The sequence below is a fragment of the Martelella sp. FOR1707 genome (genome assembly GCF_053484265.1).
This window is the reverse complement of record NZ_JBAKFP010000004.1, coordinates 97249-123210: the sequence shown is the minus strand read 5'-3', so window position 1 is coordinate 123210 and position 25962 is coordinate 97249. Positions and strand designations below refer to the sequence as shown.

Annotated in this window: 21 protein-coding genes, 1 tRNA gene and 1 pseudogene; 13 read left to right on the top strand and 10 right to left on the bottom strand. The window is 61.9% G+C overall.

The genetic code is table 11. The annotated features are described in order from the left end of the window. Together V6765_RS11960 and serB are read right to left on the bottom strand one after the other, a co-directional pair. On the bottom strand, window positions 1-555 hold the full coding sequence (locus tag V6765_RS11960; RefSeq protein ID WP_448429024.1) for a GNAT family N-acetyltransferase: 555 nt from the start codon (window positions 553-555) through the stop codon (window positions 1-3). Then, window positions 542-1438: a phosphoserine phosphatase SerB gene (gene serB, locus V6765_RS11955; protein WP_448429022.1), complete on the bottom strand. Its 897-nt coding sequence runs from the start codon at window positions 1436-1438 to the stop codon at window positions 542-544. Before serB ends, V6765_RS11960 begins: the two co-directional genes overlap by 14 nt. On the opposite strand from serB, the gene miaA reads away from it, so the two are divergent. The 4 genes from miaA to V6765_RS11935 all read left to right on the top strand — a co-directional run bounded on the left by miaA (window position 1437) and on the right by V6765_RS11935 (window position 6273). Next, on the top strand, window positions 1437-2342 hold the full coding sequence (gene miaA / locus V6765_RS11950; protein WP_448429020.1) for a tRNA (adenosine(37)-N6)-dimethylallyltransferase MiaA: 906 nt from the start codon (window positions 1437-1439) through the stop codon (window positions 2340-2342). The genes serB and miaA overlap by 2 nt on opposite strands. Window positions 2343-2610: 268 nt before the next feature. Next, window positions 2611-4383 (top strand): acetolactate synthase 3 large subunit, encoded by a 1773-nt coding sequence (locus V6765_RS11945; protein WP_448429018.1) that lies wholly within the window; start codon window positions 2611-2613, stop codon window positions 4381-4383. A 17-nt stretch (window positions 4384-4400) separates the two neighbouring features. Continuing rightward, window positions 4401-4973, top strand: coding sequence for an acetolactate synthase small subunit (ilvN, locus tag V6765_RS11940; RefSeq protein ID WP_448429016.1), 573 nt, complete (start codon window positions 4401-4403; stop codon window positions 4971-4973). A gap of 349 nt (window positions 4974-5322) precedes the next feature. Next, a complete protein-coding gene (locus V6765_RS11935) occupies window positions 5323-6273 on the top strand; it encodes a mitochondrial fission ELM1 family protein (RefSeq protein ID WP_448429014.1) in 951 nt (316 codons plus the stop codon). Between the two features lie 248 nt (window positions 6274-6521). Here the strand turns inward: V6765_RS11935 and V6765_RS11930 are convergent, their stop codons facing one another. Together V6765_RS11930 and uvrB are read right to left on the bottom strand one after the other, a co-directional pair. Next, complete coding sequence (locus V6765_RS11930) at window positions 6522-7184, bottom strand: 2OG-Fe(II) oxygenase (RefSeq protein ID WP_448429012.1); 663 nt, start codon at window positions 7182-7184, stop codon at window positions 6522-6524. Between the two features lie 78 nt (window positions 7185-7262). Beyond that, a complete protein-coding gene (uvrB, locus tag V6765_RS11925; protein ID WP_448429010.1) occupies window positions 7263-10019 on the bottom strand; it encodes an excinuclease ABC subunit UvrB in 2757 nt (918 codons plus the stop codon). Between the two features lie 175 nt (window positions 10020-10194). On the opposite strand from uvrB, the gene V6765_RS11920 reads away from it, so the two are divergent. Continuing rightward, window positions 10195-10548, top strand: a complete 354-nt coding sequence (locus V6765_RS11920; protein ID WP_448429008.1) for a DMT family protein — start codon at window positions 10195-10197, stop codon at window positions 10546-10548. A gap of 3 nt (window positions 10549-10551) precedes the next feature. On the opposite strand, the gene V6765_RS11915 is transcribed toward V6765_RS11920, so the two are convergent. Continuing rightward, window positions 10552-10941: an acyl-CoA thioesterase gene (locus V6765_RS11915; RefSeq protein WP_448429006.1), complete on the bottom strand. Its 390-nt coding sequence runs from the start codon at window positions 10939-10941 to the stop codon at window positions 10552-10554. Window positions 10942-11212: 271 nt separating this feature from the next. Here V6765_RS11915 and V6765_RS11910 point away from each other — a divergent pair, with 271 nt between their 5' ends. From V6765_RS11910 to clpA, 3 genes are all read left to right on the top strand, one after another. Further along, window positions 11213-12172, top strand: coding sequence for an extensin-like domain-containing protein (locus tag V6765_RS11910; RefSeq protein ID WP_448429004.1), 960 nt, complete (start codon window positions 11213-11215; stop codon window positions 12170-12172). A 315-nt stretch (window positions 12173-12487) separates the two neighbouring features. Further along, the gene (gene clpS / locus V6765_RS11905; protein WP_018063049.1) at window positions 12488-12841 is read left to right on the top strand and encodes an ATP-dependent Clp protease adapter ClpS; all 354 of its coding nucleotides are present in this window, start codon (window positions 12488-12490) and stop codon (window positions 12839-12841) included. Between the two features lie 10 nt (window positions 12842-12851). Further along, on the top strand, window positions 12852-15230 hold the full coding sequence (gene clpA, locus V6765_RS11900) for an ATP-dependent Clp protease ATP-binding subunit ClpA (protein ID WP_448429002.1): 2379 nt from the start codon (window positions 12852-12854) through the stop codon (window positions 15228-15230). Between the two features lie 213 nt (window positions 15231-15443). Here clpA and V6765_RS11895 read toward each other — a convergent pair whose 3' ends face one another. Then, the gene (locus V6765_RS11895) at window positions 15444-16910 is read right to left on the bottom strand and encodes a diguanylate cyclase domain-containing protein (RefSeq protein ID WP_448429000.1); all 1467 of its coding nucleotides are present in this window, start codon (window positions 16908-16910) and stop codon (window positions 15444-15446) included. Between the two features lie 506 nt (window positions 16911-17416). Here V6765_RS11895 and V6765_RS11890 point away from each other — a divergent pair. Further along, window positions 17417-17722, top strand: coding sequence for an ETC complex I subunit (locus V6765_RS11890; protein WP_018067707.1), 306 nt, complete (start codon window positions 17417-17419; stop codon window positions 17720-17722). Window positions 17723-17809: 87 nt separating this feature from the next. Continuing rightward, window positions 17810-17886 (top strand) — tRNA-Arg (locus tag V6765_RS11885). A gap of 170 nt (window positions 17887-18056) precedes the next feature. Here the strand turns inward: V6765_RS11885 and V6765_RS11880 are convergent. Both V6765_RS11880 and V6765_RS11875 read right to left on the bottom strand, forming a co-directional pair. Further along, window positions 18057-18198, bottom strand: a pseudogene (locus V6765_RS11880) (helix-turn-helix domain-containing protein); the annotation flags it as partial. Between the two features lie 83 nt (window positions 18199-18281). After that, window positions 18282-19145, bottom strand: coding sequence for a LysR substrate-binding domain-containing protein (locus tag V6765_RS11875; protein ID WP_448428997.1), 864 nt, complete (start codon window positions 19143-19145; stop codon window positions 18282-18284). Between the two features lie 449 nt (window positions 19146-19594). On the opposite strand from V6765_RS11875, the gene V6765_RS11870 reads away from it, so the two are divergent. The 3 genes from V6765_RS11870 to V6765_RS11860 are packed head-to-tail and all read left to right on the top strand — an operon-like array spanning window position 19595 to window position 22604. Next, a complete protein-coding gene (locus V6765_RS11870; protein ID WP_448428996.1) occupies window positions 19595-20719 on the top strand; it encodes a C4-dicarboxylate TRAP transporter substrate-binding protein in 1125 nt (374 codons plus the stop codon). A gap of 43 nt (window positions 20720-20762) precedes the next feature. Further along, a complete protein-coding gene (locus V6765_RS11865; protein ID WP_448428994.1) occupies window positions 20763-21284 on the top strand; it encodes a TRAP transporter small permease in 522 nt (173 codons plus the stop codon). A gap of 12 nt (window positions 21285-21296) precedes the next feature. Next, window positions 21297-22604, top strand: a complete 1308-nt coding sequence (locus V6765_RS11860) for a TRAP transporter large permease (RefSeq protein ID WP_448428992.1) — start codon at window positions 21297-21299, stop codon at window positions 22602-22604. A gap of 288 nt (window positions 22605-22892) precedes the next feature. On the opposite strand, the gene V6765_RS11855 is transcribed toward V6765_RS11860, so the two are convergent. Then, a complete protein-coding gene (locus V6765_RS11855; RefSeq protein WP_448428990.1) occupies window positions 22893-24305 on the bottom strand; it encodes an NAD(P)/FAD-dependent oxidoreductase in 1413 nt (470 codons plus the stop codon). Next, complete coding sequence (locus V6765_RS11850; protein WP_448428988.1) at window positions 24302-25789, bottom strand: aldehyde dehydrogenase family protein; 1488 nt, start codon at window positions 25787-25789, stop codon at window positions 24302-24304. Before V6765_RS11850 ends, V6765_RS11855 begins: the two co-directional genes overlap by 4 nt. Window positions 25790-25962 lie beyond the last annotated feature (173 nt).

Genomic DNA, 25962 nt, shown 5'->3' with positions numbered 1-25962 from the left:
TCAGCCCCGCCAGTCCGCCCTATGGAGGCGGTAGAGCACGTGGCGTTTCAGGTGCGGATGGCTGTCGGGGATTGAAGGATGGTCGAAATCGCCATCGCGGTCCCGCTTCATGCCAAGCCGCTCCATCACCGCCGTTGAACGGTGATTGTCGGCGACCGCGAACGAGACGAGCTGGTCGTGGCCGCGTTCGTCGAAGGCCAGTTCGATCATGGCGCGGGCGGCCTCCGTGGCATAGCCCTTGCCCCAGTGGCGCGTCGTCATCCGCCAGCCGAGCTCGGGCGTGCCGTCCGGCTTGATGTCGGCGCTGTAGACCTTGTTCAGGCCAGTGAAGCCGATCACCTCGCCGTTTTCCTTCAGTTCGACGGCCGGAAAGCCGTAGCCGGTCTCGGCGATCATCGCGCGGATCATGTCGAAGAGTTCGTCGCTCTCCGCCCTGCTGCGGCGCATCGGGAAGAATGCCATTACGGTGTCGTCGGAATTGATCTTGTGGAACAGGTCGCGGTCGCGGTCTTCCCAGTTGCGGATGATCAGGCGTTCGGTTTCAGCGAGCTTCATGCGCGAAATCCTCTTGTCGGTAGCCCTGAATATAAAGCAAGGCCGTCAGATCGCCATGGTCGATGCGGATCGAGGCCTCGGCTGCGACCTTCGGCTTGGCATGGAGCGCGACACCGCTGCCGGCGAGCTTGATCATGCCGAGATCGTTGGCGCCGTCGCCGACGGCCATGACATCGGCAACGGAAATGCCGCGCTTGGCCGCGACATCATGCAGCGCCTCAACCTTGGCTTCGCGACCGAGGATGGGATCGGCAACGTGGCCGGTGAGCTTGCCGCCGTCTTCCAGCAGGATATTGGCGCGGTTTTCATCAAAGCCCAGCATAGCGGCGATCCGGCTGGTGAACACGGTGAAGCCGCCAGAGACCAGCGCCGCATAGCCGCCATGGGCCTTCATCGTCGCGATCAGCGCCTTGCCGCCCGGCGTCAGCGTGATGCGCTTTTCGATGATCTCGTCGACGATACCGATCGAAAGCCCTTTCAGCAGCGCCACCCGTTCGCGCACCGCCGGCTCGAATTCGATTTCGCCATTCATGGCGCGGGCGGTGATGGCGGCGACCTTGTCCTTGAGGCCGACTTCGGCGGCAAGCTCGTCGATGCATTCCTGGCCGATCATGGTGGAATCCATATCCGCCAGCAGCGCCTTCTTGCGGCGCGTCGCGGCGTCCTGCACCACCACATCGACCGGCAGCGCGCCGATCGCGGTTCTGAGGGTGTTCTCCGCCGCCACTCCATCCGCGCCTTCGGAGAGCAATAGGTCGGCGGCGATTCCGCTTGCCAGCCAGTCGGCTTTTTCCATCCGCACGGCGTCGGAAAGCCGGGAAACGAGGTCCTCGGTGACGACAGGGTTTGACGGATTGGCGACAAGCGTGGCAACGAGAGCCATGGCGAATTCCTCAGGTGAACATTGGCGTGCCGTTCTGATAACGGGGCCGACGGCGAGCGGCAAGTCCGCTTATGCTATCGCGCGGGCTGAAGCGGCCGGCGGTGTGGTGATCAACGCCGACAGCATGCAGGTCTATGATACGCTGCGCGTGCTGACGGCGCGGCCTTCCGTCGAGGATATGCAGGGCATACCGCATTATCTTTACGGCCATGTCGCGGCCGGCGGCGATTACTCGACCGGCGCATGGTTGCGCGACATGGATGGGCTGCTCAAGCGGCTCGAAGGCGAGGGGCGGGTGCCGGTGATCGTCGGCGGCACGGGGCTTTATTTCAAGGCGCTGACGGAAGGCCTGGCCGTCATGCCGCCGGTGCCCGCCGATATCCGCGCGCGATGGAGGCAGGCGCTGGACGAGCAGGGGGCTTCCGCCCTCCATGCCCAACTCACAGAACGCGATCCCGCAATGGCGGCGAGGCTGCAGCCTTCCGATGGCCAGCGGATCGTCCGCGCGCTTGAGGTGTTTACGGCCAGCGGCCGGTCGATTGCCGATTTTCAGGCCGAGAACCCGCCGCCGCTGGTCGACACGGCGAGCGCCGACAAGATCGTAGTGCTGCCGGAAAGGCCTGTTCTCCATGACCGCATCAACCGCCGATTCGAGACGATGCTGGAGGCCGGCGCGGTTGAGGAGGTCGAGGCGCTGCTGGCGCTCGGTCTCGAACCCGCCGCGCCAGTGATGCGCGCCATCGGCGTGAAGGAGATCGCGGCCATGCTTTCCGGCGACATGAACCGGGCTGAGGTGATCGAAAAGGCGAGCGCGGCCACGCGGCAATATGCCAAGCGGCAGATGACCTGGTTTCGCAACCAGATGGGGCCTGAATGGAAAAGGCTTGACCCAGCAAAGGGTTAGGGCGAGGGATGCCCATCCAGGCCGGCTAATTTTATTGCGCGCGCCCGGGTTTCACGGCATTTTTCTTGCAGTTGCGCGTTGACTGATCCGGAAAGTCGGGCTATCAGGCCAAGCATGGCTAAGAAAGAACTTCTTATTGTGGTGGGATCGCGCATGGGCAGGATGGTGTAACCATCCGGCAGCAGCCACCCATGCGCGACAACAGGCTCCTCGAAGGGGCCTTTTTTTATGCCCGAGGAAACCCAGGACCATCAAACGGAAAAATGAGATGACCGCAGCGGACAACATGATGACAGGCGCCGAAATCGTTTTGCAGGCGTTGAAGGAAAACGGGGTCGAACACATTTTCGGATACCCCGGCGGCGCGGTGCTGCCGATCTATGATGAAATTTTTCAGCAGGACGAAATCGAGCATGTGCTTGTCCGCCACGAACAGGGTGCCGGCCATGCCGCCGAAGGCTATGCCCGCTCCACCGGCAAGGTCGGCGTCCTGCTCGTCACTTCCGGTCCAGGCGCCACCAATGCGGTAACGCCCCTGCAGGATGCGCTGATGGATTCCATTCCGCTGGTCTGCATTTCCGGCCAGGTTCCGACCGCGCTGATCGGCTCCGATGCGTTCCAGGAATGCGATACCGTCGGCATCACCCGCCCCTGCACCAAATATAACTGGCTGGTCAAGGACGTAAACGAGCTGGCAGATGTCATACATGAGGCATTTCGCATCGCCCAGACCGGCCGGCCGGGCCCGGTCGTCGTCGATGTCCCGAAGGATATCCAGTTCGCCACCGGCCGCTACACGCCGCTTGCCGAGCACATGATCCGCGAGAGCTATCAGCCGAAGGTCCAGGGCAATGCCGAAGCTATCCAGGCGGCGATCGAGCTGATGGCCCATGCCAAGCGCCCGGTTCTCTACACCGGCGGCGGCGTCATCAATTCCGGCGACGAGGCATCGCGCCTGCTGCGCGAACTGGTCGAGCTGACCGACTTCCCGATCACCTCGACGTTGATGGGGCTCGGCGCCTATCCGGCGTCGGGCAAGAACTGGCTGGGCATGCTCGGCATGCATGGCTCCTACGAGGCCAATATGGCGATGCATGACTGTGACGTCATGGTCTGTATCGGCGCGCGCTTCGATGACCGAATTACCGGCCGGGTTGATGCCTTCTCGCCGAATTCGAAGAAGATCCACATCGATATCGACCCGTCCTCGATCAACAAGAACATCCGCGTCGATATCCCGATCCTTGGCGATGTCGCCCATGTTCTGGAAGACATGGTCCGGCTGTGGCGGGCGTTGCCGGCCGAAAAGCCGTCGCTCGACGACTGGTGGCGCAATATCGACCGCTGGCGCGGCCGCGATTGCTTTGCCTATACGCCGAACAAGGACGTGATCATGCCGCAATACGCCCTGGAGCGGCTGAACGCGGCGATCAAGGATCGCGATGCCTATATCACCACCGAGGTCGGCCAGCACCAGATGTGGGCCGCGCAGTTCATCCACTTCGAGGAGCCGAAGCGGTGGATGACATCGGGCGGGCTCGGCACGATGGGTTACGGCCTGCCGGCGGCGCTGGGCGTTCAGATCGCCCATCCGGAAGCGCTGGTCATCGATGTCGCGGGCGATGCCTCGATCCAGATGTGCATTCAGGAAATGTCGGCGGCGATCCAGCACAATGCGCCGATCAAGATCTTCATCCTGAACAACCAGTATATGGGCATGGTGCGCCAGTGGCAGCAGTTGCTCCACGGCAACCGCCTGTCGCACTCCTATACCGAGGCGATGCCCGATTTCGTCAAGCTGGCGGAAGCCTATGGCGCCGAGGGCATCTACTGCGACAATCCGGATGATCTCGACGAGGCCATCCAGCGGATGATCGACAGCCCCAAGCCGGTGATCTTCGATTGCCGCGTCGCCAATCTCGCCAACTGCTTCCCGATGATCCCGTCGGGCAGGGCGCATAATGACATGCTGTTGCCGGACGAGGCCAATGATGAGGCCGTCGCCACCGCCATCGACGCCAAGGGCCGTCAGCTCGTTTAAGTGAAAGAGGTCAGACAATGAACGCGAAACTACAGCCCACCGGCTCGGCCTATTTCATTTCGAGCCAGACCGCAGCGCCTGAACGCCACACGCTTTCTGTCGTTGTCGCCAACGAGCCGGGCGTTCTCGCCCGGGTCATCGGCCTTTTTTCTGGCCGCGGCTACAACATCGAAAGCCTCACCGTTTCGGAGACCGAGCACGAGGCGCATCTGTCGCGCATCACCATCGTCACCAAGGGCACGCCCGACGTGTTGGAGCAGATCAAGGCGCAGCTTGACCGCATGGTGCCGGTTCACAAGGTCGTCGACCTTTCGGTGCGCGCCCGCGAACTGGGCCAGGCCCCGCCGGTCGAACGCGAGGTCGCGCTGGTCAAGGTCGTCGGCGATGGCGATCAGCGCCAGGAAGCGCTTCGGCTTGCCGATGCCTTTGAGGCCAAGGTGGTTGACGCGACGGTCGAGCATTTCCTGTTCGAGATCACCGGCAAGGTATCGAAGGTCGACCAGTTCATCGCCATCATGAAGCCGCTCGGCCTCGTCGAGATCTGCCGCACGGGACCTGCCTCGATGCACCGCGGCCCGGAGGGGATGTAGGCAGCCCGAATGCAGGGAATCGCTGGCGTTCCACCGGCGATTCCCGATGACCTCGTCGGTTACTCCCGATACTCTCTCCCGCTGGCGGGAGAGATGCCCCGAAAGGGGCAGTGAGGGTGGCGCGGCATTTCAAATCGTCAGGGTTTTCGCGGTGACACTCTCCCCCCTCACTGTCGCTTTCGCGACATCTCTCCCCTCCGGGGCGAGAAGATTTGGGGGCTGTGCGGCAAAGTAAAGCTGGCTCCGTTCCCCCGTTTTCGGAACTCTGTCCGGGACCTCCCGCTGTTGACGCCCATGGCGCAACGCGGCACAAGCGGTGTATCGCTGTTCACGGGAAAGGCCTTCTCCATTGCATATCTGGATACTCACGGACGGCAAGATCGGGGATCGGGTGCAGTGCCTGGGCGTGGTGTCGCGGCTCGGCGAGGAGGCCGACGAGAAGGTGATCGCGCCGGGAAAGCCGTGGGAATGGCTGATGCCGCGCGGGCCCGTGCCGCCGAAACATCGGCCCGGCAGGCCGGGAAGCCCGATCGCGCCGCCGTTCCCCGACGTGGCGATCGCAAGCGGCCGGCGCATGGTGCCTTATCTGAAGGCGGTGAAGGCCGCTTCGGGTGGCAGGACGTTCACCGTTTTTTTGAAGGACCCGAGAATTGGCAAATCGGCCGCAGATCTGATCTGGATGCCGCGCCATGACCGGTTTCGCGCTGACAATGTTCTGGTCACCGATACCGGGCCGCACCCGCTGACGGCGGAGGCGATCGCCGCGGCGGTCAAAGCGCGGCCGGTCGAATGGGAGCGGCTGCCGTCGCCGCGGCTTGGCATACTGATCGGCAATCCGGTTTCCGGCACGCGCGATCAGGCGGCGGCGCTGGATCATTTCATGCAGCAGATCGATCATGCGAAGGCTGAGGTCGGCAGCATCATCGTCACCCAGTCGCGCCGCACGCCGGAGCCGGTGATGGCGGCGCTGCGCCAGCGGCTCGACGGCTTCCCGCACTGGATCTGGTCGCCCAAAACCGACAATCCCTACAGGGTGATGCTTGGTTCTGTCGACATGCTGGCGGTGACGGCGGATTCGCACAACATGATGAGCGAGGCGCTTTCCACCGGCAAACCGGTCTTCCCGATGCGCCCCTACCGGCTCAACCCCAAGCTCGCCGGCTTTATCGACAGGCTGGATGCGGCGGGCCAGACGCGACCGTTCGAGGGGGCGTTGCAGCCCTATGACTATGTCCCGGTGGATGCGACGGAAGAGATTGCGGAAGCGATACGCCAGGGGCTTTCCAAGCGCGGGCGGTGAGGTTTTTCCGTACGGTGCCAGATTGCTGTTTTCGCCGTCATGGCCAGCGGTTTCCGGGTTTCTCCGGGATTGGCTGCAAACAATCTCTCCCCTTGAGGGAGAGATGCCCCGACAGGGGCAGAGAGGGGTGAACCCTCTCCGAGAGTTCGGAGCTTGCGGTTTTTAGGGCTTACGCCCTTTACCCCTCTCTGTCGCTTTCGCGACATCTCCCCCTCAAGGGGGGAGATTTTGGCTGAAACGCCTCGCCCTTACGCGACCTTGATCGGCTGGTCGGGATAGGCGAGCTGTTCGCGCGCGCGCCATTCCGGCGTTACGTAGTTGATGATCAGCGATTTGCGCACGCCCTCGATCGGGCGCTTCTCGAAGCCGTGCCAGGTGTTGGTGGAGGGCACGAAGATCATCGCGTAGTTCGGCGCGAACGGCGAGCGGCCGACATGCTCTTCCTTCGAGGCGTAGATGTCGGTTCCGAGTTTTTCGTGGCCGGGGCCATCGGAGAGGTAGATCAGTAGGGTGAACAACTTCACGCCGATATCGGTGTGCGGCTCCAGCCAGAAACCGTCCATGTCCTGCGCGAATTCGATGCGCAGGCTCGATCCCTCGATATTGGTGCCGAACGTATCCTGGATCGTCGAAGCGACGTCGGGGTCCTGAAATGCCGCGGCAACGGCGGCGCAGCAATCATATTTGGCGATATTGGGCTGGTCGAAATAATGCCGGCTCTTGTTGTGCACCTCGCGCGTGCCCGAAACGCCGCCAAGGTCAGGCTTGGGGTAAGCAAGTGCCTGGATATCCTTCAGCAGGTCCGTCGGAAACATGTCCGAAAGCAGCCAGTGGCGATAGGGCTCGGCATTGGAGTGGGCATTCTTGAACGCCGACTTCACATGCTCCTGAACGTTTCCGTAATCTGTCATTTCTGAACCATATGCTTGTTTGATCAACGCTATCGTATCGCCATCGGCGGGCGGGCACAACCATTGTCGCCGCCCGCCTTATTTCCCCGGCTTGCCGGTCTTGCCGGTGCGGCGGCCGCGCCGTTTCTGCTCGCCGGGGTCTTCGTAGGAGCCGGTCCCGATCTTGCCGCGCTTGACCGGCTTGACGTCGCTGCCAAGCGGCTTTTCGGTGCGGCCGACGGTCATCTCGTCGAGATCGTTCTTGCGGAACAGCGGTTTGGCCATATCCGTGCCGGGCCCCATCGAGTCGAGGTCGGGCTTGGCGAAATAGCCTTCCGATTTCGGCGCGCCCTCCGCCTGTTGCGATTCCTGCCGCTCCAACTTGTCGTCCATGCCCTGAAGTTCGGCGGCCTTGAGGCGCTTGATCTCGTCGCGCACGCGGGCTGCGGTCTCGAAGTCGAGATCGGCGGCGGCATCGCGCATCTGCTTTTCGAGCGCGTCGAGATGGGCCTGAAGGTTGTTGCCGACCAGATGGCCATCTGCCGCAAAGCCCTTGCCGCCCTTGGTGCCGATATCGGCGCGGACATGGTCGCGCTCGTAAACCGAGTCGAGAATGTCGGAAATCTTGGCCTTGACCGATTCCGGCGTGATGCCGTGCTCCTCGTTATAGGCAAGCTGCTTCTCGCGGCGGCGGCTGGTCTCGTCCATGGCGCGCTGCATCGATCCGGTGATCTGGTCGGCATAGAGAATGACCTGGCCATCGACATTACGCGCCGCGCGGCCGATGGTCTGGATCAGCGAAGTTTCCGAGCGCAGGAAGCCTTCCTTGTCGGCGTCGAGGATCGCGACGAAGCCGCATTCGGGAATGTCCAGCCCCTCCCGCAGCAGGTTGATGCCCACCAGCACGTCGAACGCGCCGAGACGCAGGTCGCGGATGATCTCGATGCGCTCCAGCGTGTCGATATCGGAGTGCATGTAGCGCACCCTTATGCCCTGTTCGTGCAGGTATTCGGTCAGGTCCTCGGCCATGCGCTTTGTCAGCACCGTGACCAGCGTGCGATAGCCCTTCGCCGAAACCTCGCGGATTTCGGAGAGCACATCGTCGACCTGGGTCTTGGCGGAGCGGATCTCCACCGGCGGGTCGATCAGCCCGGTCGGGCGGATCACCTGTTCGGCGAAGACGCCGCCGGCTTCCTCCATCTCCCAATTGCCGGGCGTGGCCGATACCGCGATCGTGTCAGGCCGCATCGCGTCCCATTCCTCGAAGCGCAGCGGCCGGTTGTCCATGCAGGAGGGCAGGCGGAAGCCGTATTCGGCCAGCGTCGCCTTGCGCCGGAAGTCGCCGCGATACATGCCGCCGATCTGCGGCACGGTGACGTGGCTTTCGTCGATGAAGATCAGAGCATCGTCAGGAATATATTCGAACAGCGTCGGGGGCGGCTCGCCGGGGCGGCGGCCGGTGAGATAGCGCGAATAGTTCTCGATGCCGGGGCAGGAGCCGGTGGCCTCCATCATCTCGATATCGAATTTGGTGCGCTGCTCGAGGCGCTGCGCTTCGAGAAGACGCCCAGCCTTTTCAAGCTCTTGCAGGCGCGCCTTCAATTCTTCCTTGATCGATTTGATCGCCGCGTTCAGCGTCGGGCGCGGGGTAACATAGTGCGAGTTGGCGTAGATCTTCACCGATTTCAGGTCGCCGGTCTTCTGGCCGGTGAGCGGATCGAATTCGGTGATCGCGTCGATCTCGTCGCCGAACATCGAGATACGCCAGGCCGCGTCCTCAAGGTGGGCGGGGAAGATTTCGATCGTGTCGCCGCGCACCCGGAACGAGCCACGCTGGAAATCCATGTCGCGGCGTTTGTATTGCTGGGCCACGAGGTCGGCAAGAAGCTGCCGCTGGTCGAGTTGATCGCCGACCGACATCTGGAAGGTCATCGCCGTGTAGGTCTCGACCGAGCCGATACCGTATATGCAGGATACCGAGGCGACGATGATGCAGTCGTCGCGCTCAAGGATCGCGCGGGTGGCGGCGTGGCGCATCCGGTCGATCTGCTCGTTGATCGAGGATTCCTTCTCGATATAGGTGTCGGAGCGCGGCACGTAGGCTTCCGGCTGGTAGTAGTCGTAATAGGAGACGAAATACTCGACCGCGTTGTCCGGGAAGAAATTCTTGAACTCGGAATAGAGCTGGGCGGCGAGCGTTTTGTTGGGCGCGAGGATCACGGCTGGGCGCTGGGTCTCCTCAATCACCTTGGCCATGGTGAAGGTCTTGCCCGAGCCGGTGACGCCGAGCAGCACCTGGCTGCGGTCGCCGGACTTCAGCCCTTCGACGAGATCGGCGATTGCGGTCGGCTGGTCGCCGGAGGGCTTGTATTCCGTGACCATGCGGATCGGTATGCCGCCCTCGGATTTCTCCGGGCGTTCCGGCCGGTGCGGCGTCCAGATCTTGCCGTCCTTGAACAGCGGGTTGCCGCTTTCGATCAGGCTCGACAGCGCGTCCACGGTCGCGGTGACGCCGCCCCTGGCAAGGTTCTGGGCTTCCTCCAGCGAAACATCGACACCGGCGACCGGGTTCAGGCCGGCGGCGGCGCGGGTCTTGGGGTCGGACGATCCGCCGATCGAAACGCCGCGGGCTGTGCGACTGGCCGTCGCGCCGCCGCTTTCGGCGGCCTTGCGGCGGTGCTTGCCGGCTTTCGAGGCAAGCTTGCGCTGCGAATCGACGGTTTCCGCCTCGGCCTCCTTCTCCAGTCCGGCAAGCCAGTCCGACATCGAGCCTTCATAGCTCTCGCCGTCGAACGGCGCCTGGGGCACTTCTTCGAAACCTTGTTTGTCGGAGGATTTTTTGGGTGATCTGGCCATGAGGCGAATATGGGGAACGAGCCTGAAAAAGAAAAGGGCGGAACGACAGAACAAAAATAGAACTTGTGCCGCGATTCGGTCAAGTTTCGCGGCTCAAATTCCTGATGCCGTCCGCAGCGGTTTGCGCTAAGAACGCGCGAAGCTGCCGGGCTGGCAGCGTTTCCGGAGAAAATTCATGCCATTTTCGCTTTCGCCCGCGGCCCTGTGGCCGGTTCTGATGCTGGTCTGCTCGAATGTTTTCATGACCTTTGCCTGGTACGGCCATCTGAAGTTCAAAAGCGCGCCGCTGCTGCTGGTGATCATCACCGCATGGGGGATCGCATTTTTCGAATACTGCCTCGCGGTTCCGGCCAACCGGATCGGCGCGTCGGTCTATTCGACCGCGCAGTTGAAGACGATCCAGGAAGTGATCACGCTGCTGGTGTTTTCGGGCTTTTCGGTGCTTTGGCTGAAGGAGGCGATGACCATCAATCACGTGATTGGCTTCGCGCTGATCGCGGTCGGCGCGGCGTTCATTTTCCGCGCCTGAAGGTCACGCCTCCTGCGGAACCACGGCGGGCTTGCCGGTTTCGTCCATCGCAACCATCACGAACTGAGCCTCGGTCACCTGTTCGCGGTGCGGCATGCGGTGTCGATGCACCCAGGCCTCGACATGGATCGTCATCGAGGTGCGGCCGATCCGCTCGAACGAAGTGTAGACGCAAAGCGTGTCGCCAACCTTGACCGGCTGGGCAAAGGCCATCGAATTCACCGCCGCGGTGACGGTCCTGTTCTTGGCGCGCTCGGAGGAGGCGACATAGGCGGCGAGGTCCATCTGCGACATCACCCATCCGCCGAAAATATCGCCCGAGGGATTGGCATTGGCCGGCATGGCGACCGTGCGCATGGTCAGGTTGCCGGTGGGCGATTTGTCGTCGTTCATCAAGCTCTCCTGTGGCTTACGGGCGCTGCACCCTGGTCAGTTTCAGACAATATGCCACGGCTGCGGAATTGCAACTCGAGCCATCCGGCCATCCGGCAACACAAGGTTGTCTTTTCATCACCGCCGCAAAAGCATTTGTTTACTCTTGTCTGGTCTACTCGCGTCCGGAGTATCAACGCAGATCCGGTTCAGTATGACGTTTCCCTTGCGACGCGCGGTTTCATTGGCAGCCATTGCGGCAACGCTCACCGGTTGTTCCATCGGCGGTTTGATGACGTCGTTTTCGGTGGATACCAGCGACAAGGGTCCCCAGATCGTCACCCGCAGCGAGGAAGCCGCGCAAAAGCCGCAGCCCCAGCAGACCGCCGCCGCCGAACCCGCACCCGCCGCCGCGCCATCGCCGCCGCCTTCCATCGAGCAACTGATCGCCAGCACTGAAACCGAAGCGGGCGTGCCGATCGACAGCTATCTCGGCGTTTCGACGAACGAGGAGGCAGCTGTTGTGGCGACCAATGCCGCGGCGCCCTTGACGCCCGCCATCCCGAAGGCCGAGAGCCCGGCATCCGATGTCGCGACGCCGGATCCCGGTATCGACCCGATCCAGACTGCATCGCTTCTGCCGCTGAGCGAGCCCGGCGGCGTCGCTTCGCCGCAAAAGGGCCGCTTGCCCGGACTTATGCCGCTGGCCGAGCGGCAGTGTCGCAGTTCGCTCAGGGAAATGGGCGTCAGCTTTTCCGAGGTCGAGGCGATCGCGAACGGCAGCCAGTGCGGCATCGCCTATCCGGTCGAGCTGGAATCGCTGTCGGGCAATGTCGCGGTTTCGCCCAGCGTCACGGTCAACTGCCAGACAGCGCTTGCCTTCGCCGAATGGGTCCAGAACGATGTCGCGCCGGCCGCGCGCGTGCGCTATCTCACCGGGCTGAAATCGGTGAACACGATGGGCGGCTATTCCTGCCGGCGCGTGAACAACGGCACCAACTCTCGCACATGGTCCGAACATTCGAAGGGCAATGCCATCGATGTCGGCGGCTTCACGCTCAATACCGGGAAGACCATCGACGTCTCGCCCAAGGGCTTCTTCGCCTTCCGGGAGAAAGGGCTGCTGAAATCGGTTCGCGCCAGCGGTTGCGACTATTTCAACACCGTCCTGGGGCCGGGTTACCCCAAACATAACGACCACCTGCATTTCGACCTGAAGCAGCGCAATTCCGGCCGGAGCTACTGCAAGTAGGGCTCCCGCCGCACCGGCGTGGCCGCGATTTCCGCTTCGCGCTATCCTCACCTTATATTTATCGGCTTCACCCCGCATCGGTCTCGTTTGGGGAACTGCCTGCGGGCCGCACGCGCGCGTCCTCTGCGGGCAAATGCGGCGATCCTGCCACCATGAGATGCTTAAAAGCCGGTATTTTGTTAATGACAAGTCCGGAACATCGGCATTAAGATCGGATCAGTCGAAGGGAGCTTGAAACGGACTCGGTAGATACAGATATGAACACCAACAAAAGACTTGGTGAACACGCCTGAGAGACTTACGGAGTTAGTGAGAATGATCGCGATGTCGATCCGGATGCAGAACGATCCCTCGAAAAACGGGGACAATCCGAGCCGCGGAACGGCGGTCATCGCGCGTACCAAGCCGAAAACAAAGAAACCCAGCCTGTACCGGGTTCTCCTGTTGAATGATGACTACACACCAATGGAATTTGTCATCCATATTCTGGAGCGTTTCTTCCAGAAGGATCGCGAAGCGGCGACCCGCATCATGCTCAATGTTCACAACAACGGCGTGGGCGAATGCGGGGTCTTTACCTTTGAAGTGGCCGAAACCAAGGTCACGCAGGTGATGGATTTCGCGCGCCAGCACCAACATCCATTGCAATGTGTCATGGAAAAGAAGTGAGGAACTGATCGTGCCAACTTTCTCCCCCAGTCTTGAAAAGGCGCTGCATCAAGCTCTGACCTATGCCAACGACCGTCACCACGAATATGCGACGCTGGAACACCTCCTGCTGGCGTTGATCGACGATGGTGATGCCGCCGCCGTCATGGGCGCCTGTAATGTCGATCTCGACGCATTGCGCAAGATTGTAACCGAATATGTCGATACCGAACTTGCCAACCTGATCACCGGCTATGACGAGGACTCCAAGCCCACCTCGGGCTTCCAGCGCGTCATCCAGCGCGCGGTGATCCATGTCCAGTCCTCCGGTCGCGAGGAAGTGACTGGCGCCAACGTGCTCGTCGCCATCTTCGCCGAGCGCGAGAGCCATGCCGCCTATTTCCTGCAGCAGCAGGAGATGACGCGCTATGACGCCGTGAACTATATCTCCCACGGCATTGGCAAGCGTCCTGGCTCGTCTGAAACCCGCACGCCCCGCGGCGTCAACGAGCCGGAGGAAAGCGATGCCAGCGGCCAGCGCGAGAGCGAGGACAGCGCTCGCAAGCAGCCGGATGCGCTGAAGGCCTATTGCGTCAACCTCAACGAGAAGGCGATGAGCGGCAAGATCGACCCGCTGATCGGCCGCGATGCCGAGGTCAACCGCACCATCCAGGTGCTGTGCCGCCGGTCCAAGAACAACCCGCTTTATGTGGGCGATCCGGGCGTCGGCAAGACGGCCATTGCCGAAGGCCTCGCCAAGCGGATCGTCGAAGGCAAGGTGCCCGAAGCGCTGATCGACGCCACCATCTTCTCGCTCGACATGGGCACGCTGCTTGCCGGAACCCGCTATCGCGGTGATTTCGAGGAGCGGCTGAAGCAGGTCGTCAAGGAACTCGAGGAGTATGAAGGCGCGGTGCTCTTCATCGACGAGATCCATACCGTGATCGGCGCCGGCGCCACCTCGGGCGGGGCGATGGATGCCTCCAACCTGTTGAAGCCGGCGCTTTCCTCCGGAGCTATCCGCTGCATCGGGTCGACGACCTACAAGGAGTACCGCCAGTTCTTCGAAAAGGACCGCGCATTGGTGCGCCGGTTCCAGAAGATCGATGTCAACGAGCCCTCCGTGGACGATGCCATCGCCATCATGAAGGGCCTGAAGCCCTATTTCGAGGAATACCACAACCTGCGCTACACCAACGACGCCATCAAGGCGGCGGTGGAGCTTTCCGCGCGCTACATCACGGATCGCAAGCTGCCCGACAAGGCCATCGACGTGATCGATGAAAGCGGTGCGGCGCAGATGCTGCTGCCGGTCTCGCGCCGTCGCAAGATGATCACCGAAAGGGAGATCGAGGCGACGATTGCGACCATGGCCCGGATCCCGCCGAAAACCGTCTCCAAGGACGACGAGCAGGTGCTTGCCAATCTGGAGCAGGAACTGCGCTCCGTGGTCTATGGCCAGGACAAGGCGATCGATGCGCTTGCGACCTCGATCAAGCTGGCCCGCGCCGGCCTGCGCGAGCCCAACAAGCCGATCGGCTCCTACATCTTCTCAGGCCCCACGGGCGTCGGCAAGACCGAGGTGTCGAAGCAGCTTGCCTCCTCGCTCGGCGTCGAGCTGCTGCGCTTCGACATGTCGGAATACATGGAGCGCCACACGGTCTCGCGTCTGCTCGGCGCGCCTCCCGGCTACGTCGGCTTCGACCAGGGCGGTCTCCTGACCGATGGCGTCGACCAGCATCCGCATTGCGTCGTGCTGCTCGATGAGATCGAGAAGGCGCATCCTGACATCTACAACATCCTGTTGCAGGTCATGGACCACGGCTCGCTGACCGACCACAACGGCAAGAAGATCGACTTCCGCAATGTCATCCTGATCATGACGACCAATGCGGGCGCTGCCGAAATGTCGAAGTCGGCGATCGGCTTCGGCTCGTCGCGTCGCACCGGCGAGGACGAAGAGGCGCTCAACCGCATCTTCACGCCGGAGTTCCGCAACCGTCTCGATGCGATCATCCCGTTCGCGCCGCTGCCGACCGAGGTCATCCATCAGGTCGTCCAGAAGTTCGTCATGCAGCTCGAAAGCCAGCTTTCGGAACGCAATGTCACCTTCGAACTGGAGGACAAGGCGGTCGAATGGCTCGCAGAACGCGGCTACGACGAGAAGATGGGCGCGCGGCCGCTGTCGCGGATCATCCAGGAACACATCAAGAAGCCGCTCGCCAACGAGATTCTGTTCGGCAAGCTCAAGAAGGGCGGCGTTGTCCGCGTCGATGTGGCCGAGAAGGATGGCAAGCCGGAACTGACGCTGGAGGCGATCCCCGAGGCAACGCCGATCAAGCCCAGCGAGCTGAAGTCGGACGGGCCCAAGGGCAAGTCCGGCAAGGCAGCTTCGGCCGCCGATACCTGATCTTTGAGTGCTAAGGTCGGGTGCTCGATCCGACCGGTCCGCTTGAGAGACGCATGAAACGCCGGGGTTCTGCCCCGGCGTTTTTGTATTTGCAGGGCAGGGCGTCGCCTCGCGTTTGCGCTGATGCAAAGGGTTGGCGTTCGGCCCGACGAGCCAAGAGCAAGGCCGGGCGAGGCAGTCTCAGCAGTGCACTGCGCGTGGCGGTGGCCCGCGTTACATGCGGCCGCGCCTGTCAAGCGCGGGCATCGAAGCGTAGTATTCCCGTTTTTGACGGTACATTTCCTTGTCCGCGCGCCGGACGGCCGATTCGACGGTTTCGCCCTTCTCGCAGATCGCCACTCCGACCGAGATGCTGATCGGCGCGTCGGCGTAGAACTGGTTGTTGATATTCAGTAGCTTGCCGATCTGTTCCACCATCACCTTAACGTCGTCCTCGCCGGCGCCCGGCATGAGCACGGCAAACTCGTCGCCGCCGATACGGGCGGCGCAATTGGGCGTGCTGACGGCTTCGCTCAGCACCTCGCCAAGCCGGCGCAGCAGGCCGTCGCCTGCGTCATGGCCCAGTGCGTCATTGGCTTCCTTCAGGCCGTTGAGGTCGATGATCAGCACGCCGATCGGCCGGAAGTCCTTGCGCTCGAGCCGGTTGATCTCCTCGGTATAGTAGGAGCGGTTGTAGAGCTTGGTCAGCACATCGTGACGGCCGAGATATTCGAGATAGGCCTCCGCCTTCTTGCGCGCCGTGATGTCGGTCAGCGAGACCAGCACCAGCGACCAGTCGTGCTCGTGGCCCGGCAGCACCGAGAAATGCAGCAGCACGTAGCGCTCGGAGCCGTCGAGGGCATAGTTCATCACCTCGTGGCTGTGAAACAGCCGGCCTTCCCAGAGGTCGATGAGCTGTTCGCGGAAATGCTCCTCGACATCGTCGCGGAAGATGGCGTGCTGGTTCTGCAACAGCGTCTGCCGGTCGGCGGCGCGGAACATGTCGAGCGTGGCCTGGTTGACGTCGATCACCTTGATCTCGTTCAGGCATTGACGCACGAAATCGGGGTGCACGTCCATGAACACCCTGAGATCGACGATGTGGCGCGAACGCAGGTCCTCCAGAAGGTTGCGGATGCGCGAGAAGTCCTCGACCCACAGCGAGACCGGAGAATGCTCGAACAGGCCCTGCGCATAAAGCGCCTGCGCGCGTTCGCGCCGATGGGCCGCCTCGCGCAGGGAGACATCCTCGGTGGTGAGCAGGATCCGGTCCAGCGTTTCCTCATGGCCGGGCAGAACCTGGCCGCGAAGCTGGATGTCGAGCCGCTTGCCGGAGAGCGTGTAGTTGACGGTGTTGCTGGAAAACGAATGCTGGCCCTCGAACAGCTGGACCAGTTCGTTGATATGGCTTTCCAGCATGTCGTCGCGAAACACCTGATCGATGCTGGAGACCAGCTGCTCCATGTCGCTGGCTTCAAACAGGTCAAGCGTCTTGCGGTTGACCTGCAGCACCCGGATCGCCCGCGAACAGGCGGCAACGCGGGACCGGTCGGCCCTGAGAAACGCCTCGATATCCGTCACGCCGGCGGAGCGCCATCGGTCGAAAAGGCATTTGACGCCGCTGAAATCCTCGACCCACATGGCGATGGGCGCGAGTTCAAACATCTGTTCAAAAGAGCTGTTTTCCAACTTAATGCTCATCATTCGTGCGTCCCGTCAGCGGAAAGTCAGACGACCGATACGGAACCGGAAGTGCAATGTCATGTCAGCGCAACCATCGGTTCACTCTTTTGCCCGTATCGCTGATCGCGACTCAGTATTCTCTTTTGCCGACTTGGAACTATAAGGCCATCTGCCGCAATTTGCCGCCCGCAATTTTTGGGTTCCGCCTCGTTCCCGGCGCGATGATGATCGGTCCGGTTCCGCACGCGGCTTGCCTCCCTGACACGCAGGGCGGGCGACAAATGCCATTCTCATGTCAGATGTATTTGACTTGCATAAAAACCACAACCCTTCGCACCCTGTTGCCTTGAGGCGTTTTACCGCGCTGGCGCGCGAGGCGGCGTTATTTCAGGCATTGTGGACATATTCGCATGCTGTCGCCGGTTTTTCGGCTTGATTTTTATTGCTCATGGGCAAAAATTGCGTAACAAGGGCACGGGCTGGCGCAGCGCCGCCGGCCGGACAATCAAAGCGGAGCAAAAGCGATGTCGGCGAAGATTTACCGCCCCGCCAGATCGGCGATGCAGCAGGGCAATGCCAAGACCCATGAATGGGTGCTCGAATTCGACCAGCAGGCGCCGCGCACAATCGATCCCTTGTTCGGTTATACCTCGTCCTCCGACACGCTGCAGCAGGTCAAGCTTCGCTTCGAGACGCAGCAGGATGCCGAGGATTATGCCCGCCGCAAGGGCATCGCCTACCGGGTCATCCCGCCGAAGGAAAAGACGGTGAAGGTGGTCTCCTATTCAGAGAACTTCAGCCCCAACCGCACCCAGCCCTGGACCCACTGATCGCGATCCGCCGCCGGCAACGCGGCGCAAGGGCCGCCTCAGACTTGCCCTTTATGTCCTCATCAGCCATTGATGCGGCCGATACCCGGCCCCTTAGCTCAGCTGGATAGAGCACCGGCCTTCTAAGCCGACGGTCGCAGGTTCGAATCCTGCAGGGGTCGCCATTCTTCAAAATCACTTCAGTAAGATACTGATTTTTATGTACCTTTTTTAAGGTCCGGGGATTTCGGGTTAAGGTGCGGGGATAGGGTGTTCCCGTTTAGTTTTTCCGAGGCCTTTTTTGACCGGTTTAGACATCGGTTTACAATTTCCGTGCCTGTTGTGTTCTTTCCATTTGCCTGTAGCGGTTGAAGATTTTGTAACCGGTTTTGCGGGAGATCCCGAAATCACGGCATACATCGCTCATGCCTTCTCCTTCCAGAAGGCGGGCAACAAATCGTAGACGTTCTTCCATAACCGATCTCTCTCCACGGCATAGACACATTCCGCAAAGCGAAAAGTGTGACCCATGTCTCCGGTACAAAACGTCACCTAAGTCTCGGGTCGCTCATCAGACGCTTCAGTTTCGTTCGATATGGGTCATGAGGGTCTCGACGAACCGGTCGGCGCTCTCCTTGTGAGGTGCGCCTGGTTGGATGACGAAGTAGGGGTTTGGGGCGGGGACCTCGATATCCAGCAATCGCACCAGCGCGCCGCTGCGAAGATCGTCGGCGCACAGGATCGAGGTGCCGACCGCGATCCCGCATCCTCGTCTTGCTGCCTGAAGCGAAACCGCGGCATTGGGGAAAAAGATCTGCTGGGCGAACTGCAGCGGTTGCGATGACGACGCCATGCTGAGCAGACGCATCCAGTCGGCGCCCTTGTCGGCATGCAGGGCGATGCAGCGGGCAAGGTCCGCCGGCGTCTTGATATCCCATTCATATCTCAGTTCCGGGCGACCGACCGGGAAATAGATTTCGTCGCCCAGGATTGCCTCGCGCGTGCCGGGGACCGGACGTTCGCCGTAGGAAATGATGACGTCCATGCTGTCGTCGGCCATGTCGATCGTGAAGACGCGCACCGTCATCAGCGGATATTGCTCGCAGAACAGCTTGATGATCGACGGAAGACGCGAGCCGGCGAAGGCGGGCGCGCATGCTATCCTCAGCTCGCCGTCCATGCCGGAATCCGAAGACAATGACTGGCATGCCCGTTCCATGTCCCGGAAGACATTGCTCAGCCGGCTGTAGAGCGATGCGCCCGCGGATGTCAGCGCCAGGGTGCGCTTGCTGCGGACGATCAGGGTCTCGCCCAACTCCTCTTCCAGTCGCCGGATCTGGTACCGCACAGCGCCATCGGTCACATTGAGCTGGGCGGCTGCAGCGGAAACGCCGCCGCTGCGGGCAACTTCATGGAAAGCCTTCAGCGCTGTCAGATTGAGCATTGTCCCCACCCTTTTGGAAATTGATTTAACACATCTCAGCAATATTATTCGCTTGCGTCAATTTATCTCGCGAATAATCTTTCTATAAGAAAAAAACGACCGATGGTCCGGGAAGCCGGGCCTTCGGTACGAAGGGGATCATAAAGCGGAGCTTCAGCGTCGTGAGCGATCGACGGTCTCAAAGGTGTGCATGAGTGCGACGTCTCGAACGCAGGGAAGGCGTTCGACGGAGCCATGCCGACGACGGACATCGGTCAGGAGACGCGCCTCTTTCTGACGACTTCCTTCAATCTGATTTCGGGCGCGGCGAATGCGCGGAGCCCGGCATTTTCGGCTGGTGCGTGCGCACCATAAGGCCCCGCCCACATCGCAGCGCCGATGTCCGGGGCCGGACGGAGCCACCGGGCCGAGAAATAGTATTGACGTCCGATAGCGAAAGGAATGAGGCTATGAAACGCTTTGCCGGAGTACTCTTCATCAGTTTCCTCGGCGCCGCGGCCGCACCCGCCACGGCAACCGAGATAACCGCCAGTATCTGGTTCCCGGACACCTATCCGCTGGCCAGGGATGGCTACATGGCCCTGTCCGAGACGCTTGAGGAAAAATCCGACGGCGAACTGACCATGAAGGTCTTCACCGGCGACTCGGTTCTGCCGCCGGGCGCGCATCTGTCCGGTCTGCGTGACGGGATTGTCGACATGACCTATCATGCCGGAACCTACACCCCGTCGGATCTTCCGCCTGACAATGTGCTGGCAGCGCTCGGGATTTCCTACAATGACAGCATGGTGCTGACGGCGGCGGTCGCCGATTTCTATCTCAACGACGCCGAGATGCAAGCGATGTTCGACAGGCACGGCATCGTCTTTCTCGGCAGCTACGCCTCGCCATCCTATGTGCTGATGTGCAACACGCCCGTCGTCACGCTCGACGATATCGCGGGCAAGAAGATCAGGATGCCGAGCCCGGTGCATGCCGCCTGGGCGGCCTCGGTGGACGCCGTGGCGGTGAACGTACCGTCCTCCGAGATGTTTACCGGGCTTGAAAAGGGGCAACTCGACTGTGCCGCCAACTCGCCGAATGACCTGAAGACCCGCTCCCTTTGGGACGTGGCGAAGGAAGTGACGCTTCTGGATCTCGGCCAGTATTTCGCCGGCTGGCAGTACGCCATGAACAAGCCGGCCTGGTCCGGGCTTTCGCTGGAAGAGCGGCAATTGCTGGTCGACAGCATATCCGACAATCTCGTTGATATGACCCATGCTTTCGAGGTCTCGGTCGACGAGGCTCTCACTGAGGCCAAGGATCATGGCGTCACGTTCCACGAACCGGGCGAGGGGCTGACAAGCGAGCTCCACACGTTCATCGAAACGGATGTCGAGCCGATGGCGATCGACGTCGGCGAACGCCTTGGCGTCCAGGACCCCCAGTCCCTGATCGACCGGTTCGAGACGACGCATGAGAAGTGGCGGCAACTGCTTGCCGATGTGGACCGGGACGATACCGATGCTCTCAAGACAATCTTCCGCGAGCAGATATTCGCAAACATCGATGTCTCGACCTACGGCACGAATTGAGGCGTAATATTAGGGACAGAAGACCAAGACCGAGGATCAGCGCATGATATTGCGATCGATTAAACGCCTTGCCATGCTGCTGGCCGTTCTTGCGCTCGCAAGCCTGTTCTTCATGATGCTTCAGACCGTGATCGATGTGCTGGCCAGCAATCTTGCCGGCCGGCCCATAGCCGGAAACCTCGAGATCATCTCGGTCTACCATATGGTGCTCGTGGTCTTCCTCCCGCTCGCCTTCGTCGAACGGAACAACGAGCATATCACCGTCGATCTGCTCTATAATGCTCTGCCCGCGTGGCCGCGGCGCTGGGTCCTGGTCGCAGGCTATGGCGTCACGGCCTTCTTCTTCGGCCTTCTCGCCTGGCAGACCGGAGCGGATGCGCTGCGGTCTTTCCAACTCAACGAAATGATCATGGGCGCGGTCTATGTGACGATCTGGCCGGCGAAGCTGGCCCTGCCGATCGGCTTCGCCGCTGCATGCCTCATGGTTCTCGCGAATGCCTATCAGGCGGCGACTGATCCCGACTACGACCCGTCGCCCGCCGCTCCCGAAGAAACCGGTACGTAAACAGGGACAATAATGGACAATCTGACGATCGGTTTTCTAGGCTTGGGCGCCGGGTTTATCCTGTTGCTGTTGCGGGTGCAGATTGGCGTCGCGCTCGGACTGGTCTCCTTCATCGGCATCGCCGTCTTGCTCAACATGCGCGCGGCGCTGGGCATGCTCACGGCTGTTCCGTTCAACTTCGTCGGCGACTGGAATCTGACAGCCATTCCGATGTTTCTCCTCATGGGATTTGTCGCCTCGGAGACGGGGATTTCGGCCAGTCTTTTCCGCGCCATGCGGATACTGCTCGCCTGGTTGCCGGGCGGTCTTGCGGTGGCAAGCGTCGGGGCGTGCGCGATGCTCTCGGCAGCGTCCGGTTCCAGCGTCGCCACATCGTCCGCCTTCGCGCGCATCGCGACGCCGGAAATGCTGCGCTACCGTTATGACGCGGGGCTGGCGACCGGCGTGATCGCCGCCGCCGGCACGCTCGGCTCTCTGATCCCCCCGAGCATTCTGATGGTGCTGTACGGATATCTTGCCGAGGTTTCGATCGCGAAGCTGTTCATGGCCGGATTTCTGCCGGGGCTTCTTTCGGCCGCGATGTTCATTGCCATGATTGTCATCCGCTGCTGGCTCAATCCGCGCCTGGCACCCGCCGTCTCCGAGACCTTCAGCCGTCGCGACCTTATCGATGCCATAAAGGACATTTGGGCGCTGCCGACCATCATCGTCGGCGTTCTCGCCGGCATCTTCATCGGTCTGTTCAGTCCGACGGAGGCCGGCGCGGTCGGCGCAATGCTAGCGATAGGCCTGGGCGCGATGCGGGGTTCGCTGACATGGCAGTCGCTCTATCGCAGCGGGCTTGCGACGCTGTCCAGCACGGCGGGCATTTTCATGGTGGTGATCGGCACGACCCTGCTCGGCAAATTCATGACGCTCAGCGGTGTCCCGAACTATATCGCGTCCTCCTTGCTGGCGTTCGGCTCCTCCGATCTGCTCGTGATCGCGATGGTTGCCGTGCTTTACCTGATCCTTGGCTGCTTTCTCGACTCCATCGGCATCATGCTTCTGACCATGCCGATCATTCTGCCGGTTGTACGCGACTCCGGAATCGAGCCGATCTATTTCGGCATCATACTGGTGAAGCTTCTGGAAATCGGGCTGGTCACGCCGCCGGTGGGTCTCAACGTCTACATCGTCAAGGCGGCGTTGGGCGACAGGGTGGGGCTCGTCTCTATTTTCCGGGGCGTGAGCTGGTTTGTCGCCGTCGACCTGATCACGCTGATCCTGCTGATCGGCTTCCCGATCATCACGCTCTATCTTCCGTCGCTGATGTCATAGAGCCCTTCAGGCTTAAATGGAAGCGTTCTGCGGCAAGGAATTTGCGCCAGGACCAAGGGCTTTGGCGCAGGGCATAGCCGTCGCTATGTCCAAGCCGAAGACCGCCGGTAATGGCGCAAATTCATGCCGCCCTTCGGGTTTGCCGAAACCGGCCCTCCACTTTGTCGAAGCCCTTCGCCATAGCTAAGGCTATGCCGCGCGGGCTTCTTCGCGTGGAATGACCGGTTTGGGCAAACAGAACTGCTTCCATTTAAGCCTGAAGGGCTCTAGTGACCACGACGGACGTCGTCAGGAATCGAAGCCCACGCCGAAGGCATCGAGCATTTTGTTGAATGCCGAGCGCCGTCCGGTTTCGTCTTCGCGCGCCAAACCGCGCTGGGCCATGCGGATGCCGAGCCAACGGAACGGTTCGGGCGGGAAGGGGAAGGGAGGCCGGCGAAGCATTGCCAGCTTGGTCCGCTCCGTCTCCCGTCCCTGCAGAAGATCGAGCATCGTGAGAGCCGCAAATCGCGTTGCCGAAACGCCCTGGCCTGTGAACCCCATCGCATAGGCGACGCGGCCGGCATGGGCCGTTCCCGCAAAGAAGGTGGTGCGCGCGGAGGTATCGATCACGCCGCCCCAGGCATGCGTCACGGATACATGCGAAAGCGAGGGCAGGGCGCGGGCGAAATTGTTCGCAAGCCGGTCGAAGCTTTCGCTTTCCGTCAGAAAGGCTTCGTCCCGGCGCGACCCGTAGTGATAAACCGCATCATAGCCGCCCCAGAGGATGCGGTCGTCCGCGGTCTTGCGGACATAGTGGAACTGGTTGCCGCAGTCGGCGATGCAGTGCCGCCCGGTCCAGCCGATCGATGCGAGTTCGTCCGCGTCAAGCGGCCGTGTCATGATCGCGTAGTCGAAGATCGGGATGGCTGCGAAGCGCAGGCGTTTCAGCAGCGGCGGCGCGGCATTGGTGGCAAGGACGACCTGTGCTGCGCGAATGACGCCGCCCGGCGTTGCCAGCTCGACGCCGCCTGCATCGTCGCGCGCCGCGGTGACCGGCGTGTTTTCGTGGATTGCAACGCCCCTCGCGAGCGCGACGCGGCGCAGCTCTGCCACCATCTTGCCGGGGTTGAGGACGGCGTAGTTCGGCTCGTACAGACCGGCGGAATAGACCGGCGAGTTGAAACGCTTGCGCAGCGCGTCTCCGGTCAGCAGTTCGCTCTCGACGCCGAAGCGGCTGTAGAGCTCGGCCTGTGCCTGCAGTCCCTCGATCTGCCAGGGCTTTTCCGCGACCGTCACTTTCCCCTTGCGTTCGAATTCGACCGACATTCCGAATTCGGCAAGGTCGGCCTCGAACTCATCCAGATTGGCGCGCCCGAATGCAACGAGCGTGTCGGCCTCGGCCGGCCAGCGCTTCACGGCATTGCCCACGCCATGCGAGATCGAGGGCGCGCAAAAGCCGCCATTGCGTCCGGACGCGGCGTTGCCGCAGGCGCCGGCCTCGACCAGCACGATTCGGGCATCCGGCAGGCGGCGGCGTGCCTCAAGTGCTGCCCAAAGGCCGGTGAAGCCGCCGCCGACAATGGCAAGATCACAGGTCGTGTCGGCATCAAGAGCCGGGCATTGTGGCTGTTCGCCAACCGTGTCGCGCCAATAGGGCCTTCGCGCGGCGGTTTTCAAGGTGTCGCGAATGCCGGAAGCGGCCGTGCCTGCGTCTTTCATTCCGAGGCTCCAAGATACCAGCCCCAATGTTCACGGTGGTCGAAGCGCGTGACCTGCTTGGTTTCAAAATATGCATCGAAGCCCGCGCGGCCGAGTTCGCGGCCGATGCCGGACATCTTGTAGCCGCCCCAGGGCGCCTGGACGAAGGTCGGCTGTGAACAGTTCACCCAGACAATGCCCGCCCGCAGTTTCGCGGCGACGCGCTCGCAGCGCTCCAGGTCGTCCGACATCACGGCCGCGGCAAGACCGTATCGGCTGTCGTTTGCGAGACCGAGCGCTTCTTCCTCCGTGTCGAAGGCGTTGACGCACACGACTGGACCGAAGATTTCCTCCCGCCAGATATCGGAATCCGTGGGCACATCCGCGAAGATCGTGGGTGTCAGATAATAGCCGCGTTCAAGGCCATCCGGACGGTCGCCGCCAGTGACCAGACGTGCGCCGGTGCGCTTGCCTGCCGCGATGGCGGCGCGCACCTTGTCATATTGGCCCTTCGAGACCAGCGGGCCGAGCTTGACGCCGGGCGTTTCCCCCGCACCGATCGTGATCGCCTCTGCGGCGTCGCGCAAGCAGTCCAGCAGCCGCGTGTATATCGGCCGCTGCACCAATATGCGCGAGGTTGCCGAGCACACCTCGCCCTTGTTCCAGAAGATGCCGAACAGGATCCATTCGACGGCCTTTTCGATGTCGCAGTCCTCGAAAATGACAAAGGGCGACTTGCCGCCGAGTTCCAGGGAGACGGTTCGAATGCCGGCACTGGCCGCCTGCATGACCTTTCGTCCGGTCGCGACCGAGCCGGTGAACGCAACCTTGTCGACGAGGGCATGGTCGGCAAGCGGCTGGCCGGCCTCCGGCCCCGTGCCGGTGACGAGGTTGAAAACGCCGGCGGGAAGCCCGGCCGCATCGATGATCCGGGCGAGTTCATAACAGGAAAGCGAGCAGAGTTCAGACGGTTTCAGCACGATGGTGCATCCGGCGGCGAGCGCCGGCGCAACCTTCCAGACCGCCATCAGAAGCGGAAAATTCCAGGGCGTTATGGCGGCGACCACGCCGAGCGGTTCGCGCACGATTTTCGAATGGAAACGGGCATCGCCGACATCGACCTCTTCCGGCGGACGCGCCGCGTCTTTCTCGGCAAGGTCGGCATAGTAGTCGAAACAGAAGGCTGCATCGGCGACGTCCCATTCCGCTTCGGGCAGCGGCTTGCCATTGTCGCGGACTTCCAGAAGCGCGATCTCCTTCAGCCGCGCGCGGATGCCCTCGGCGATGCGCCGCAGCGCGGCGGCGCGTTGCCTGCCGTCAAGGCTGGACCATTCTCCGGCGTCGAATGCCCGCCGCGCCGCGCGTACGGCCCTGTCGATATCGGCCGCCTGTCCGGCTGCAACTCCCGCGAATTGTTCCTCGGTGGCGGGATCAATCGCCGGAAAGGAACCCGCGTCGGCGGGGGCGGTGAACATGCCATCAATGTAAAGTCTGGTCCTGTGCATCGAAACTTCCTTATCACTTGCCTGCGGCGGGAATGCCGGCGCGCGTCGCTCGGCGCCGCCGCCCTCCTTCAAGCCCTCAAGCAGATCGAGAGGAGCCCTCCGTTGTCGGGGGGCTGCCATAGGCCACGGGAGGAGTGCGGCTATCTTCAGGCGGTCGGGTGGTTGTCCTGCAA

What these genes read in the sequence shown, in the direction of transcription:
- V6765_RS11960 (WP_448429024.1), bottom strand. Translation starts at nt 555, where the DNA reads ATGAAGCTCGCTGAAACCGAACGCCTGATCATCCGCAACTGGGAAGAC.
- miaA (WP_448429020.1), top strand. Translation starts at nt 1,437, where the DNA reads ATGGCGAATTCCTCAGGTGAACATTGGCGTGCCGTTCTGATAACGGGG.
- serB (WP_448429022.1), bottom strand. Translation starts at nt 1,438, where the DNA reads ATGGCTCTCGTTGCCACGCTTGTCGCCAATCCGTCAAACCCTGTCGTC.
- V6765_RS11945 (WP_448429018.1), top strand. Translation starts at nt 2,611, where the DNA reads ATGACCGCAGCGGACAACATGATGACAGGCGCCGAAATCGTTTTGCAG.
- ilvN (WP_448429016.1), top strand. Translation starts at nt 4,401, where the DNA reads ATGAACGCGAAACTACAGCCCACCGGCTCGGCCTATTTCATTTCGAGC.
- V6765_RS11930 (WP_448429012.1), bottom strand. Translation starts at nt 7,184, where the DNA reads ATGACAGATTACGGAAACGTTCAGGAGCATGTGAAGTCGGCGTTCAAG.
- uvrB (WP_448429010.1), bottom strand. Translation starts at nt 10,019, where the DNA reads ATGGCCAGATCACCCAAAAAATCCTCCGACAAACAAGGTTTCGAAGAA.
- V6765_RS11920 (WP_448429008.1), top strand. Translation starts at nt 10,195, where the DNA reads ATGCCATTTTCGCTTTCGCCCGCGGCCCTGTGGCCGGTTCTGATGCTG.
- V6765_RS11915 (WP_448429006.1), bottom strand. Translation starts at nt 10,941, where the DNA reads ATGAACGACGACAAATCGCCCACCGGCAACCTGACCATGCGCACGGTC.
- V6765_RS11910 (WP_448429004.1), top strand. Translation starts at nt 11,213, where the DNA reads ATGACGTCGTTTTCGGTGGATACCAGCGACAAGGGTCCCCAGATCGTC.
- clpS (WP_018063049.1), top strand. Translation starts at nt 12,488, where the DNA reads ATGATCGCGATGTCGATCCGGATGCAGAACGATCCCTCGAAAAACGGG.
- V6765_RS11895 (WP_448429000.1), bottom strand. Translation starts at nt 16,910, where the DNA reads ATGAGCATTAAGTTGGAAAACAGCTCTTTTGAACAGATGTTTGAACTC.
- V6765_RS11890 (WP_018067707.1), top strand. Translation starts at nt 17,417, where the DNA reads ATGTCGGCGAAGATTTACCGCCCCGCCAGATCGGCGATGCAGCAGGGC.
- V6765_RS11875 (WP_448428997.1), bottom strand. Translation starts at nt 19,145, where the DNA reads ATGCTCAATCTGACAGCGCTGAAGGCTTTCCATGAAGTTGCCCGCAGC.
- V6765_RS11870 (WP_448428996.1), top strand. Translation starts at nt 19,595, where the DNA reads ATGAAACGCTTTGCCGGAGTACTCTTCATCAGTTTCCTCGGCGCCGCG.
- V6765_RS11865 (WP_448428994.1), top strand. Translation starts at nt 20,763, where the DNA reads ATGATATTGCGATCGATTAAACGCCTTGCCATGCTGCTGGCCGTTCTT.
- V6765_RS11860 (WP_448428992.1), top strand. Translation starts at nt 21,297, where the DNA reads ATGGACAATCTGACGATCGGTTTTCTAGGCTTGGGCGCCGGGTTTATC.
- V6765_RS11855 (WP_448428990.1), bottom strand. Translation starts at nt 24,305, where the DNA reads ATGAAAGACGCAGGCACGGCCGCTTCCGGCATTCGCGACACCTTGAAA.
- V6765_RS11850 (WP_448428988.1), bottom strand. Translation starts at nt 25,789, where the DNA reads ATGCACAGGACCAGACTTTACATTGATGGCATGTTCACCGCCCCCGCC.